The organism is Fretibacter rubidus (genome assembly GCF_041429785.1).
GTDB lineage: Bacteria > Pseudomonadota > Alphaproteobacteria > Caulobacterales > Maricaulaceae > Fretibacter > Fretibacter rubidus.
Genome location: NZ_CP163423.1, coordinates 2769873 through 2782406, shown reverse-complemented (window position 1 = coordinate 2782406; position 12534 = coordinate 2769873). Strand labels below are relative to the sequence as shown.

Sequence of the window (12534 nt, the reverse complement as noted above, 5' to 3'; positions counted from 1 at the left end):
CGCATTAATGCCAATGATTAATATTACCCCACCCGCCGTTGAACCCGTGAGCCTGGATTACGCTAAGATATTTTTGCGCGTTGATACGGATGATGACGACGCGCTCATTACCGATCTAATTCGGGCTGCGCGCATCCGCGTGGAAGCCATGATTGGCGGCGCCTTAATCACCCGCGAAATGCGGCTAACAACAACACGTGTGTCGGGGCGGGGTGTGTTTATCAATCACCACCCAATTACGGATGTGACCTCTGTGGCTGTGCTGGATAACGCAGGGGCGCGTGTCAATGTCGGCCTTGAAAATGTGACGGTTAATCTGCGCTGTCAGCCGCCTGTTGTATCGCTGTCCGCGCATAATAACTGGCAGGCGATACTGTCAGGGGCTAGCGCCGTGGAGATTGACGTGGTTGCCGGTCATGGGTCTATGCCAGAGGATATTCCCATGCCTTTGCGCCAAGCGGTGCTACTCATCCTCGCCCAAAGCTATGAATTTCGCGGGGATGATAACGCCCCGCCTGTGCCGATGATGGTCGATGCGCTGTTGATGCCATACCGTATGGTGCGGCTATGATCGGGCATTTGCGCACGCGGCTCGGCGTTTATAAACCGCAATTAACAAGTGATGATTTCGGCGGACATGTCACTCAGTGGGTCTGGCACCGCAAAGTTTGGGGCCATATCGCACCGCGCAGCTTGTCAGAGACTCGCGAAAATGGACGGCTCAGCGTTATCCAAACCTACCGCGTCACCACACGATTTTACGATGATTTTCCCGAACGGGCGCGCCTGATGTGGGGCAGCCGCATCTTGCGCGTTATCTCGGCCTCTGACCCGGATAATCGGCGCGAACGCTTGCATCTTATCTGTGAAGAGGAACAACAATAATGGCGTCACACACCGACCCGAACGGGGCGCTTTCGCTCAGTCGTGGGCTTTATGACTTGCTGTCAAACAGCCTGATTATTCAATCACAACTTGGCGAGGACCCGCGGCTTTATGATCACGCGCCGGATGATCCGGTCTTTCCTTATCTCACTTTCGGCCCGCTGCGCAGCGAAGACGCGAGCGGGCAGGGCGGGGTGATCACTAACCATCTACAGACCTTGCATCTGTGGTCGCGTTATGCGGGACGGGCGGAAATGCTGTCTCTCATTGGCGCGGTGAGCCGTGTGTTGATTGACGGTGATTTAACGGTTGAGGATGGGGTTGTTGTCAACCGTCATATCCTCCTGACCGACATTTTTCGGGCCACTGACGGCCTCACCCTGCACGGCGTCATTCGCCTTCGCATTACGACTGACCAAGAATTGGAGACTTCATGAGCGCACAAGCTGGACGCGACCTACTCGTTAAACTTAAAAATGATGCGGGTGATTTTATCACGCTTGCGGGTCTTCGTACCAAGACCTTGCGCTTTAATGCGCGCAGCGTTGATGTGACTGATAGTGAAAGCCTAGACGCATGGCGCGAGTTACTGCCAGGTGCAGGTACAAAATCGGTTGAAATTTCTGGCGCAGGCGTGTTTCGTGATAAGGCGTCAGACGCCGTGGCGCGCAGCGCTTTCTTTGACCAAAGCTTGATAGACACTCAAGTCATTATCCCCCATTTCGGTATCATCGAAGGTCCGTTTCTAATCGCAAGCTTGTCTTATGCGGGCACATTTAACGGCGAAGCATCTTATGAATTGACCTTTCACAGCGCGGGTGCCGCAAGCTTTACAGTAATCGATTAAATGGGATTTCAACCCGGTGATCAGCGTGTTGTGATTGGCGCGCGCACCTTTACTTTACGTCTGACTTTGGGGGCTCTCTCCCATATCAGTTCGCGCCTCTCGGCCGCTGGACCACACGCCTTGGCAGATGCCATGCGCCGTATCGGGCCGGAAGAGGCGCGCGTGCTACTGGACTGTCTTTTAATGGCTCAACCGTCCTCCCCACGAGCCATGTCTGCGCAAGCAGATATTGACAGCTCAGTAGCACAACTATCCGACGCCGACGTACTAGTTTTTGTGCCGGCTATTTGCGCGGTGTTTGAGGAGAGTTTTGATGCCCGACTTTAACGCAGATGCCCCGTCTAATGACGCAGAACTGCATGACGACTGGCCGTTTGAGGCTTGGCTTAAACTCGCGGTAGGCCGTTACGGATTATCGCCACAAGAGTTTTGGTCGATTTCCGTCAAAGACTGGCTGACCCTGACCGCGCCAACAGAGCGACAAGCGCTTAACCGCGAGGGCTTTGCCGCTCTATCTGCGCGCTACCCTGATATAAAGGATATGAATAATCATGACCCCAACAGATGACGCCGCTCAGGCGCTAGAGGATTTCGCCCAAGGCCCGGCCTTTGATGCCGCGAACGCAACCGCACAATTATTTGAAGCGGCAGGTGATCGTATCGCAACAGCCCTAGACCGTGCTGCGCGCTCAGGTGAGCTTTCGTTTAATAATCTGGCAGAAAGTGTGGCGCGGGATTTGGCGCGTATGGCAATTTCAAACTTTATCACGGGACCCTTATCAGGCGCGGTCAGCGGGCTTGGGAGTTCGCCGACGCCCAGCCAAAACCAAACCAAGCCGCCTGTCACCGTGAATATGACGGTCAGCGGCGTATCTGACGCCGCAAGCTTTAATCGTTCGCAAGGCCAAATATCAGCCACGCTCGCCCGCGCGGTCAACGCGGGGCAGCGCTATCTTTAAGCTAAATTAAGGCGACAATTATGAGTGCATTTCATGACGTTATATTCCCGCTGCGCCTTGCCTTTGGGGCGAGCGGCGGGCCTGTGCGAAAGACCGATATTACCCAATTAGCCAATGGTTATGAGCACCGCAATAGTACACAGAGCCAGTCGCGACGGCGTTTTAATGCGGCAGCGGGGATTAAATCCCATGCGGATATAGCAACTCTCATGGCGTTTTTTGAGGCGCGCCATGGGCAGCTTTATAGCTTTCGGTTCAAAGATCCGCTGGACCACGCCGTTAATAACGCCCCCATTGCAACAGGGGATGGTCAAGAAACTGAATTTCAGCTGATTAAAATTTACGGTGATGAGGGAGGTCAATTTGTTCGTAAAATTACGAAACCGCGTGCGGGTAGCGTAACGCTTTTTAACAATAGTCAGCCTATCGCATCAGAAGATGTTTTAATTAATTACAACACGGGGCTCGTGACATTTAATACACCCCCGGCAGCGGTCAGCACAATTACGGCTAGCTTTGATTTTGACGTCATTGTGCGCTTTGACACAGAGGGGCTTGACCTGTCGCTAGAGGCGTTTGGGGCGGGCGAGGTTGCCTCCATCCCCCTTATCGAGGTGCTGACAGATGCGTGATTTATCCCCAACAGTAAAACAACATTTAGAGAGCGGCGCAACAACGCTGTGCACGATCTGGACACTGACGTTGCGAAACGGAACTGTTATGGGATTTACCGATCATGACCGTAATTTCCGGATCAAAGGCGTTGATTATTTTGCCGAAACAGGCCTGAGTGGCGGCGCGGTGGATAGCCGTCTTGGTTTTGCCGTTGATAACGGTTCTGTGCAGGGCGTGTTCCGTGATGACCGCATCACAGCGACTGATATTGACGCAGGATTATATGCAGGCGCGCGTCTTGATACAGCGCGCGTCAATTGGGCCGATCTTTCGCAACGGCTGAAAATCAGTACGGGCTTTATCGGGGAAATTACCCGTCAAGGTGATAGCTTTACATTTGAATGGCTGGGCGAAAGCGCGCGTCTTGACCGTGCGACGGGCCGTGTGTTTTCCGTGCAATGCGATGCGGACTTTGGCGATGCGCGCTGCGGCCTTAATGCGGATAGCTTTCCTACTGGCACGACTTGCCCGCGCAGCTTCTCTGCCTGTCACAATCAATTTGGCAATAGTCGCAACTTTCGCGGCTTTCCGTTTTTGATCGGGGATGACGCCTTAACCGCTGCTCCGCGCGAAACGGATAGCCGTGACGGCGGTTCTCGTTACACTGATTTAACAGGCCAATGACCCAAACAGAGTTGCGCTCGGAGATCTTGCGCTGTGCGCAAGATTGGATTGACACGCCTTATCAACATCAGGCGAGCACCAAGCAGGCGGGCTGTGATTGCCTTGGCCTTGTCCGCGGTATTTGGCGTGAAATTTACGGGGAAGAACCAATAGCAACGCCGCCCTATACGGCAAATTGGGCTGAAGAAACAGGGCGAGAGACATTGCTTCGGGCCGCGCAGTCTTGCCTGAACCCTCTTGATTTAGACGCTACACAACCCGGTGACATCATGCTGTTTCGTATGACGCCGAATGCCATGTGCAAACATATTGCGGTGCGCGCCAGCGAGACGACAATCATTCACGCCTATTGGGGGCGTGCTGTGGTCGAGAGTTTTCTCGTGCCTTATTGGCAAAAACGTCACGCCTATAGCTTTGCTTTTCCACCATTTTCAAAGGTCATTTTATGACAACTGTTTTAGTTTCTGGCGCGCGGGCCGTCGGCGCGCAATTGGGCTCTGCCGTTGTGCAAAGCGCAGGACAAGTGGCGCTGGCCTATGCGGGCAACGCGATTAGTTCGGTTTTTGATAACCGTAATATTGACGGCCCGCGTCTTAATCAATTTCATCTTTTGACCTCTCGCGACGGAGCGCCAATGGCGCGGTGCTACGGGCGCGTTCGCCTCGCGGGGCAAGTCATTTGGGCGTCAAACCTAAAAGAAACCGCCAGCGAAACACAGGCAGGCGGTAAAGGTGGGCCAACTCAAACTAATTATAGCTATACAATGAGTTTCGCAATCGGCCTTTGTGAGGGCGAAATTCAATCTGTCGATCAGATTTGGGTGAACGGCGCGCCGTTACCAACCGCAGGGCTGACCATGCGCGTTTATAATGGTCGTGAGGCGCAAGACCCTGATCCGATTATTGCCGCGATTGAACCGGGCCCCGTGCCTGCATTTCGTGGCACGGCCTATATCGTCTTTGAGGATTTCCCGCTGGATGATTACGGCGCGCGGCTGCCGCAAATTAACGTGCAGGTCACGCGGCTTGCGCCCAATGCGAGCGACCGCCCCCGGCTAGAGACGCAAATCACGGGCGTGCACCTGCTGCCTTCATCAGGCGAATTTGCCTATAGCCCTGACGTGATTGAAGACATTAGCAATTCTGGCGCGGCCAACCCGATTAATATGAACAATCTGTCTGGCGATGCTGATATTATTCGCGCCATTGATCAGCTTGAAACCGCCTTGCCCAATTGTAAAAACATCTCTCTGGTCATTAGTTGGTTTGGCGATGACCTGCGGGTCGGAGAATGCCGTATTCAGCCCGCCGTAGAAACTGGTACCAGACTGCTAGAAGGCACAGCACGCTGGCGTGTTTGTGACGTCACCCGCGCAGACGCCTATATTGTGTCAAAAGACGCGCAGGGGCGCCCGAATTACGGCGGCACGCCGTCCGATGATAGTATTGTGAAAACTATCCGCATCTTAAGTGACCGCGGATTTAAGGTGATGATTTACCCCTTTATCCTGATGGATATTCCACCGGATAATAACTTACCCGCGCTCGACGGGGCCACCGGACAGCCTGCCTTTCCGTGGCGCGGACGGATTAGCTGCGCGGATGTTGATGATATGACCGCCACTGCAAGCGATCAGGTCACGCAGTTTTTCGGGACAGCAACCCCCAATGATTTTGGCGTAAGCGGTGATAACGTCATTTATAATGGTCCTGATGAAATGTCCTTTCGGCGCTTCATATTGCACTACGCCCATTTGGCGGAATTAGCGGGCGGTGTGGAACGCTTTATCATTGGCTCTGAAATGGTGGGTCTGACCACCATCAGAAGCAGCCGTACTCATTACCCAGCCGTGACCCAGCTTATGCAACTCGCGGCAGATGCGCGCACAGTCTTGCGGCCTGAGACGAAAATTAGCTATGCCGCTGATTGGTCTGAATATTTCGGACACCATCCCCAAGACGGCAGTGGTGACGTCACCTTTCATCTCGACCCGCTGTGGATGCACCCTGCGATTGATGCTGTTGGGATTGACGCCTATTTCCCGCTGTCAGACTGGCGGGACGGGACGGATCACCTGGATGCGGACAAGGCCAACTCACCCTATGATACCGACTACCTCAAAGCCAATATCGAGGGCGGCGAGGGTTATGATTATTACTATGCTGATACGGATGCGCGCGATGAACAAATCCGCACCGAGATTTTTGATAGTGCCCATGCAAAGTCTTGGGTGTTTCGCAATAAAGACATCCGCAGCTGGTGGTATCAACCCCATATCAACCGCATTGACGGGGTGGAGACAACAGCCTCGCCTTGGGTGCCGCGCAGCAAACCCTTTTGGCTGACCGAAATTGGCTGTCCCGCCATTGATAAAGGGGCTAATCAGCCCAATGTTTTTTATGACCCCAAAAGCAGCGAAGGCGCCGCGCCCTATTATTCTAGCGCCGCCCGTGATGACCTTATTCAGCGACGTTACTTGGAAGCGTTTCTGACCCATTATTCTGGCGCTGGAAATCCGCAGTCCAATCTGTTTGATGGGCCGATGATCGACACAGACGCCTCCCATATTTGGTGTTGGGACGCGCGGCCTTTTCCTGATTTTCCTGCACGCGACAGTATTTGGTCAGACGGTGGGAATTGGGAACGCGGTCATTGGATCACGGGGCGTATGGGCCTTGTCGCTGTGGCTGATGTAGTTGCTGATTTGGCGCAGCAAACAGGGTTGGTCGATATTGATACGAGCAAAATTCAAGGTCTGCTAGAAGGCTACCTCATCGACCGTCCGATGAGTGCGCGCGCCGCCATTGGCCCGCTGGCTATGGTCTACGGTTTTGAGCCAGTGGAGACGGCGGACGGGCTATCATTCGCCCCAACCCAAGGCGCGACAGTCACGGCCCTGGATGTGCAAGATTTAGTGGCGCAAGACGGCGGGCCCATGCGTCATATTAAACATGACCCAGAGACAGAGCTGCGTGACGTGCGTCTTCATTTTATCGACGGGGCCCGGGATTTTCAAAGTAGCGTGGTATCGGCCAAACATAGAGACGCAGAAACAGTCCGCATTCTAGACATCAATGCACCAATCGTCATGGACGCTTCTCTGGCGTCTATCACCGCGAACCGTTTGTTATTCGCGGCGCAAAATTTGGATGCGAAAGTGCAATTCATCTTATCGCCGGCCCGACAAGACATTTCGGTTGGGGATGTTGTCAGCCTGCCGGGGGAGACGGGCGCGTGGCAAATCACAGAGCTTGACGGTCCGCAGGCGTTGCGCGCCTCTGCACGCGCATATGATATAGATATGAACGGCTTGCCCTTTAACGGGACCACGCCCGGGGTTATCCATGATCCTGTCTGGTCGCCAAAGCCGCAGGTGCTGGCGATTGATATCCCAAACTATGACGGCTCTGATCGGCGGGGTCCATTGGTCGGCGCTTTTGCTGTGCCGTTTAATTTCTGCACAATAAGTGCGGGAGGCGAGAGCGTAACCGCGACTGAACCTGTGAAGGTCGGGGCGTTGCTCGGCGGTATGGCGGCTGGCCCCATTGGACGCTGGGACTACGGGACCCAAATTGATATTTATATGCCCGCCTTGCATATATCATCAGTGGAAAGAGAGGCTTTGCTATCGGGCGCGAATCGTTTTGCGGTTGAAACCGCGCAGGGGTGGGAAATATTCCAAGCTCGCGATATTGTCCTGACAGGCCCAGATCAATACCGCTTATCAACATTGCTGCGCGGATTGGCGGGGACAGACCAGCCTATGGGTGAGACAATCGTGGCTGGTGCGCGCGTCATTTGGCTTGGTCAAGGTTGGGTTGATATGGCCTTAGATGAAGACGCGATTGGAACGGATATCTCCGTCACTGGCGTTATGGCGGGTCGTCAAAGCGACCCCTATGTTTTGCCTTACACCGCCGCTCATCTGCGACCCCTATCCCCTGTTCATGGTCGGATAGACGCGGGAGGCGATGGGTCTATCATATCATGGATAAGGCGCAGTCGTAGCGGTGGGGATAGTTGGGCGGGTCTTGATATACCACTGGGCGAGGAGCGTGAGTTCTATGCGGTCAAGGTCAACTTTAATAATGGCGGGTCTGAAAATTTCACCGTTGACACACCGTTGTTACTTTTACCAACAATCCACCAGGCGGATATCACCCGGGTCACGGTCGCCCAAGGGTCTCGCGCCTATGGTTACGGCCCACCTCTCACGATAACGCCCTCATAGATTTTACCCGCCGCGCCCATTGTTTTTGGCCTTTGACCGCTTAAATGCAAAGGGAAAGGAGGCCGTGTGGCAAAAGATCCCTATACATTGCTTGGTGTGTCCAAGACGGCCTCTGACGCCGACATTCGCAAGGCGTATCGCGCTTTGGCAAAAAAGCTGCACCCTGATGTTAATCCAGGTGACGACGCAGCGGCCAATCGGTTTAAAGAAATCTCAGCGGCCTACACGCTTCTGACAGACAAAAAACTCCGCGCGCAATATGATAGCGGGCAGGTTGATGCCAGCGGTCAGCAGCAAAACCCCTATGCCCGCGCCAGTTCGGGCGGCTTTCACGGCGAAGGCTTTGGCGGGTTTGAGCGCGCAGGTTTTGGCGGCGGTATGGCGGGCGGGCAAGACGATATGGCTGATTTGTTCTCCTCCCTTTTTGGGATGAATATGGGCGGACAAACGGGCGGTCCGCGGCGGCAAGGTTATGGCCGCACGCAACGCGCACAACCTAAAAACGGCGCTGATATTCGCTATAAAATCTCCATGAGCTTTGCTGAGGCCTTAAAGGGCGGCAAAAAACGCATTAAGACCAAAGACGGTGACGCGTTAAATGTCGCAATTCCCGAAGGTGTTGTTGACGGCGCTGTCTTGCGGCTGCGCGGTCGCGGGCATGCGGGTGTGAACGGCGGACGTGCGGGTGACGCGAAAGTCGAAATTTCGGTTAAACCGCATAAATATTTCTCTCGCGATGGTCAAAACATCCGCCTTATCCTGCCTATAACGCTGAAAGAAGCAGTTTTGGGGGCCAAAGTGAAAGTGCCCATGCCGCGCGGCACAGTATCGCTTAATATTCCTGCAGGCACCAATAGCGGCACGACACTGCGCCTAAAAGGCAAGGGTCTTGAAGGCGGCGACCTTTTGATTAGTCCGCAAATCACGCTGATTGACCCCAAAGACCCCTCACTCATAAGTTGGGCCGAGGCGGCAGATGAGGTCGGATCGGGCGATATTCGCGACGTCTTGTCGTAAACTTATTAACAATTGCCACTGTAATCTGAACCCGTTATTCAGAATATATTCAGGGGCGGGGGCGTAAACACTAAACATGGCACAGGTCAAAACATATCTTTTTGCGACATTTTTCGCAGGTCTAGCAAGCGTAAGCATGGCAATGCCAGCTTTTGCCGTGCCGACTGATGTGCGTGATACTAAAGCCGCCGTAACCTTCAACGTGTCAGATTTTGCCGAAAAGCCTGTGCAATTCGTCCAAAGCGCAATCTCAGCGTCTAAGGCTAAATCAATTGCGCGCCGCGCGGTACCAGGCGGCGAAGTGGTTGACATTTCGCGCAAGGGTAACCGCTATACTGTGCGTATGATCCGAAAAGATGGCCGTGTTGTTGATATTGTTATTGACGCGCGAACCGGACGCGTCCTTAATTAAAACTCGCGATCCCGTATCCCTAATACGACCCGCCGGAGGACATAATGCGTATTCTTATCGTCGAAGACGACCCTGATCTATCTCGCCAATTAACCGAAGTCTTTAAAGATGCGGGCTACGCTGTTGACGCTGCGCTTGACGGCGAAGAAGGGCACTTCCTTGGGGATACAGAACCCTATGACGCGGTTGTCCTGGATTTGGGCTTGCCCTTGATTGACGGTGTGTCCGTTTTGCAAAAATGGCGCTCTGATGGGAAAACCTTTCCTGTGATTATCCTGACGGCGCGCGACCAATGGTCTGAAAAAGTGGCGGGGTTTGATGCGGGTGCGGATGACTATCTCACAAAACCGTTCCACACAGAGGAGCTTTTGGCGCGACTTCGTGCACTTGTGCGCCGCGCCGCCGGGCATTCGACCGATACGATAGAGATTGGCGATTTGCTGGTCGATAACCGCGCGGCCCGTGCCTTTGTTGACGGCAGCCCGATAAAGCTGACCAGCCATGAGTTTCGCTTAATCAGCTATCTGGCTATGCACCGTGGTCGCGTGATTTCGCGCACAGAACTTGTTGAGCATATTTACGACCAAGATTTTGACCGGGATTCTAATACCATCGAAGTTTTTGTCGGTCGTCTGCGCCGTAAAATCGGGACAGACCGTATCGAGACTGTTCGCGGCTTAGGCTACCGTTTGGTTGATCCTGCGAATTCCCAAGCGAGCTAGGCCGTGGCCGAGGCCCCACTCGCCCCGCCAGACCTGCGCACCAACCAATCCCTTGTCACGCGCCTTGTGCGCAGTGCCGTGCTTTGGGCGCTGCCAAGTTTGCTGATCGCGGCGATGGCGCTGACTTGGTTTTACCGCAATTCTACCTACCGCATTTTTGATGACCCGCTGGTCAGCGCCGTGACGTCACTGATTGCGTCTGCCAATATCAATGAGGGTGCAGACGGTCTTAGCGGTATGAGCTTGCTACGTGAACCCACAGATCCTCGCTATCAACGCGCCTTGTCGGGACGGTACTGGGTCATTGGAACGCTCGCGGATGACGGGTCTATCACGGCGGTAAAAGCGTCGCGCTCCCTGCTTGATGAAGGGTTAAGCTTGGCCCCAAGCGATGTGTTGAGCCTGCGCGCAAACCCTGGTGCGCCCATTGCGACGCGGTCACAAGGCCCTGATGGGGAGCCTTTGCGTGTGTCTGCACGGCTGGTCATATTGCCTAATATGGACGGTGAGGCGTTAGTATTTCTGGCCGCTGCCGATAGCCGTCCGGCGACCCAAGCCGTACGCCGCTTTGCGGGTCTTGCTATATTTTTAATGACGCTCGTCACGGTGGGCCTTATTGGGGCGGTCTTTATCCAAGTCCGCCTTGGTCTTAAGCCTTTATTTGAACTGCGCGACAGCGTTGTTGCCGTGCGCGAAGGGCGTGCAGACCGCGTCAGCGGGCATTACCCAACAGAGATTGAGCCGCTCGCGACAGAGCTTAATGTGCTGATTGATCATAATAAAGATGTCGTTGAGCGGGCCCAGACCCATGTCAGCAATCTGGCCCATGCGTTGAAAACCCCCTTGGCTGTGCTGATGAACGAGGCGTCTAGTGCCCCACAGTCAAAGACGATTTCTGCCGATATTGTGTCGCGTCAAACCGATGCTATGCGCAATCAAGTTGACCATCACCTTCGTCGTGCGCGCGCCGCAGCAAGAGGCCAAGCGATTGGCGTTACGACCCCCGTCACAGAAACGGTTGAGAGCCTCGCGCGGACCATGCCGCGTATTTACCGGTCTAAGGACATTGATATGGTCGTCGATATCATGCCCGATTTGGCGTTTCGCGGGGAGAAGCGCGACCTTGAAGAAATGGCGGGTAACTTGCTGGATAATGCGTGTAAATGGTGCCAGTCGCGCGTTCGCGTAACAGCGCACGGTTTGGCCCCTGACGAAGGGCAATTTTCAATTTGTGTCGAAGACGACGGCCCGGGCTTACCAGAGGATGACTACGGGCGCGCGTTAAAGCGTGGTGTGCGCCTTGATGAAGCCACGCCTGGCACAGGCTTTGGTCTTGCCATTGTCGATGATTTGGCGCGCGCTTATAAGGGCACGCTTGGCCTTGGGCGATCTGATATGGGGGGGTTGAAAGTCACGCTGACCCTGCCGTGCCGTATTGAGGCCTAGAGGGTAGAGAGACAATGACTGACAAACGCAACCCCCCTATCGCGCTTGAAGATAGAGCGCAGGACGGCGCGAAACTTAGATCGCCCAGTGCAGAGCGTAACCGCCGCGTCATTGCAGAGCAGCTATCAACATTGCTACCCCACGGCGCGTCTGTGCTAGAAATTGCCTCTGGCACAGGTGAACATGCGCTAACCATGTGTCGTGCGCGTCATGATATTACGTGGCAACCGTCTGACCCCAACCCGGCGTCACGGGCCAGCCAAAATGCGTGGGCCAGCGATGTTGACGGCCAGATGTTACCGTCGCTGGATATTGATACGACACAGGTGGATTGGGCTGTGCGCTTACCGCAATATGACGTGATATTTTGCGCTAATATGATTCATATCGCACCGTGGGAAGCCGCATTGGGCCTGGCAGTGGCAAGTGCAGAACTGGTCAAGACAGATGGTATGGTCGTGCTATATGGCCCGTTCAAAGAGGGTCAGGATACGGCACAGTCAAATCTAGATTTTGATATATCTTTGAAATCGCGCGATCCGCGTTGGGGCGTGCGCAATTTATCGGATGTTAAGCATATATTTGCGAAAGCAGGCTTTAATCGCTGCGACCGCATTGTTATGCCTAAAAACAATCAAATTTTGGTGTTTCAACGGTCTTAGCTCAAATATGACGGTTTTGTCATGTTTTGGACAGATTTAGGATAGACGCTGCCC

At 54.2% G+C, this 12534-nt stretch carries 16 protein-coding genes; all 16 read left to right on the top strand.

Annotation, left to right across the window (positions count from 1 at the left end; translation table 11 throughout):
• The first annotated feature begins 7 nt into the window (after positions 1–7).
• The 16 genes from AB6B37_RS12850 (at position 8) to AB6B37_RS12775 (ending at position 12480) form a co-directional block, all read left to right on the top strand.
• Positions 8–571, top strand: coding sequence for a head-tail connector protein (locus tag AB6B37_RS12850; protein ID WP_371396211.1), 564 nt, complete (start codon positions 8–10; stop codon positions 569–571).
• Positions 568–885, top strand: a complete 318-nt coding sequence (locus tag AB6B37_RS12845; protein ID WP_371396210.1) for a phage head closure protein — start codon at positions 568–570, stop codon at positions 883–885. Before AB6B37_RS12850 ends, AB6B37_RS12845 begins: the two co-directional genes overlap by 4 nt.
• Entirely contained in the window at positions 885–1322 is a 438-nt protein-coding gene (locus tag AB6B37_RS12840; protein ID WP_371396209.1) for a DUF3168 domain-containing protein, read from the top strand. The genes AB6B37_RS12845 and AB6B37_RS12840 overlap by 1 nt, the downstream gene beginning before the upstream one ends.
• The gene (locus AB6B37_RS12835; RefSeq protein ID WP_371396208.1) at positions 1319–1732 is read left to right on the top strand and encodes a phage major tail protein, TP901-1 family; all 414 of its coding nucleotides are present in this window, start codon (positions 1319–1321) and stop codon (positions 1730–1732) included. Before AB6B37_RS12840 ends, AB6B37_RS12835 begins: the two co-directional genes overlap by 4 nt.
• The gene (locus tag AB6B37_RS12830) at positions 1733–2059 is read left to right on the top strand and encodes a hypothetical protein (protein ID WP_371396207.1); all 327 of its coding nucleotides are present in this window, start codon (positions 1733–1735) and stop codon (positions 2057–2059) included.
• Positions 2046–2300, top strand: coding sequence for a phage tail assembly chaperone (locus tag AB6B37_RS12825; RefSeq protein WP_371396206.1), 255 nt, complete (start codon positions 2046–2048; stop codon positions 2298–2300). Before AB6B37_RS12830 ends, AB6B37_RS12825 begins: the two co-directional genes overlap by 14 nt.
• Positions 2284–2691 carry a phage tail tape measure C-terminal domain-containing protein gene (locus AB6B37_RS12820; RefSeq protein ID WP_371396205.1) on the top strand — a complete coding sequence of 136 codons (408 nt, stop codon included), beginning with the start codon at positions 2284–2286 and terminating at the stop codon, positions 2689–2691. Before AB6B37_RS12825 ends, AB6B37_RS12820 begins: the two co-directional genes overlap by 17 nt.
• A gap of 20 nt (positions 2692–2711) precedes the next feature.
• On the top strand, positions 2712–3323 hold the full coding sequence (locus tag AB6B37_RS12815) for a TIGR02217 family protein (RefSeq protein ID WP_371396204.1): 612 nt from the start codon (positions 2712–2714) through the stop codon (positions 3321–3323).
• Positions 3316–3990: a DUF2163 domain-containing protein gene (locus tag AB6B37_RS12810; RefSeq protein WP_371396203.1), complete on the top strand. Its 675-nt coding sequence runs from the start codon at positions 3316–3318 to the stop codon at positions 3988–3990. The genes AB6B37_RS12815 and AB6B37_RS12810 overlap by 8 nt, the downstream gene beginning before the upstream one ends.
• Entirely contained in the window at positions 3987–4439 is a 453-nt protein-coding gene (locus AB6B37_RS12805) for an NlpC/P60 family protein (protein ID WP_371396202.1), read from the top strand. Before AB6B37_RS12810 ends, AB6B37_RS12805 begins: the two co-directional genes overlap by 4 nt.
• Positions 4436–8221 carry a glycoside hydrolase/phage tail family protein gene (locus tag AB6B37_RS12800; protein WP_371396201.1) on the top strand — a complete coding sequence of 1262 codons (3786 nt, stop codon included), beginning with the start codon at positions 4436–4438 and terminating at the stop codon, positions 8219–8221. Before AB6B37_RS12805 ends, AB6B37_RS12800 begins: the two co-directional genes overlap by 4 nt.
• A 66-nt stretch (positions 8222–8287) precedes the next feature.
• The gene (locus AB6B37_RS12795; protein WP_371396200.1) at positions 8288–9238 is read left to right on the top strand and encodes a DnaJ C-terminal domain-containing protein; all 951 of its coding nucleotides are present in this window, start codon (positions 8288–8290) and stop codon (positions 9236–9238) included.
• A gap of 76 nt (positions 9239–9314) precedes the next feature.
• Positions 9315–9650 (top strand): PepSY domain-containing protein, encoded by a 336-nt coding sequence (locus tag AB6B37_RS12790; RefSeq protein WP_371396199.1) that lies wholly within the window; start codon positions 9315–9317, stop codon positions 9648–9650.
• A gap of 44 nt (positions 9651–9694) precedes the next feature.
• Entirely contained in the window at positions 9695–10372 is a 678-nt protein-coding gene (locus AB6B37_RS12785) for a response regulator transcription factor (RefSeq protein WP_371396198.1), read from the top strand.
• Positions 10373–10375: 3 nt separating this feature from the next.
• Positions 10376–11818: a sensor histidine kinase gene (locus tag AB6B37_RS12780; protein ID WP_371396197.1), complete on the top strand. Its 1443-nt coding sequence runs from the start codon at positions 10376–10378 to the stop codon at positions 11816–11818.
• Positions 11819–11832: 14 nt separating this feature from the next.
• Positions 11833–12480, top strand: coding sequence for a DUF938 domain-containing protein (locus tag AB6B37_RS12775; RefSeq protein ID WP_371396195.1), 648 nt, complete (start codon positions 11833–11835; stop codon positions 12478–12480).
• Positions 12481–12534 lie beyond the last annotated feature (54 nt).

Excerpts from the sequence above, each read along its gene's own strand:
- AB6B37_RS12830 (WP_371396207.1), top strand. The coding sequence starts at position 1,733 with ATGGGATTTCAACCCGGTGATCAGCGTGTTGTGATTGGCGCGCGCACC.
- AB6B37_RS12850 (WP_371396211.1), top strand. The coding sequence starts at position 8 with ATGCCAATGATTAATATTACCCCACCCGCCGTTGAACCCGTGAGCCTG.
- AB6B37_RS12835 (WP_371396208.1), top strand. The coding sequence starts at position 1,319 with ATGAGCGCACAAGCTGGACGCGACCTACTCGTTAAACTTAAAAATGAT.
- AB6B37_RS12840 (WP_371396209.1), top strand. The coding sequence starts at position 885 with ATGGCGTCACACACCGACCCGAACGGGGCGCTTTCGCTCAGTCGTGGG.
- AB6B37_RS12785 (WP_371396198.1), top strand. The coding sequence starts at position 9,695 with ATGCGTATTCTTATCGTCGAAGACGACCCTGATCTATCTCGCCAATTA.
- AB6B37_RS12800 (WP_371396201.1), top strand. The coding sequence starts at position 4,436 with ATGACAACTGTTTTAGTTTCTGGCGCGCGGGCCGTCGGCGCGCAATTG.
- AB6B37_RS12825 (WP_371396206.1), top strand. The coding sequence starts at position 2,046 with ATGCCCGACTTTAACGCAGATGCCCCGTCTAATGACGCAGAACTGCAT.
- AB6B37_RS12805 (WP_371396202.1), top strand. The coding sequence starts at position 3,987 with ATGACCCAAACAGAGTTGCGCTCGGAGATCTTGCGCTGTGCGCAAGAT.
- AB6B37_RS12820 (WP_371396205.1), top strand. The coding sequence starts at position 2,284 with ATGACCCCAACAGATGACGCCGCTCAGGCGCTAGAGGATTTCGCCCAA.
- AB6B37_RS12775 (WP_371396195.1), top strand. The coding sequence starts at position 11,833 with ATGACTGACAAACGCAACCCCCCTATCGCGCTTGAAGATAGAGCGCAG.
- AB6B37_RS12815 (WP_371396204.1), top strand. The coding sequence starts at position 2,712 with ATGAGTGCATTTCATGACGTTATATTCCCGCTGCGCCTTGCCTTTGGG.
- AB6B37_RS12845 (WP_371396210.1), top strand. The coding sequence starts at position 568 with ATGATCGGGCATTTGCGCACGCGGCTCGGCGTTTATAAACCGCAATTA.
- AB6B37_RS12810 (WP_371396203.1), top strand. The coding sequence starts at position 3,316 with ATGCGTGATTTATCCCCAACAGTAAAACAACATTTAGAGAGCGGCGCA.
- AB6B37_RS12790 (WP_371396199.1), top strand. The coding sequence starts at position 9,315 with ATGGCACAGGTCAAAACATATCTTTTTGCGACATTTTTCGCAGGTCTA.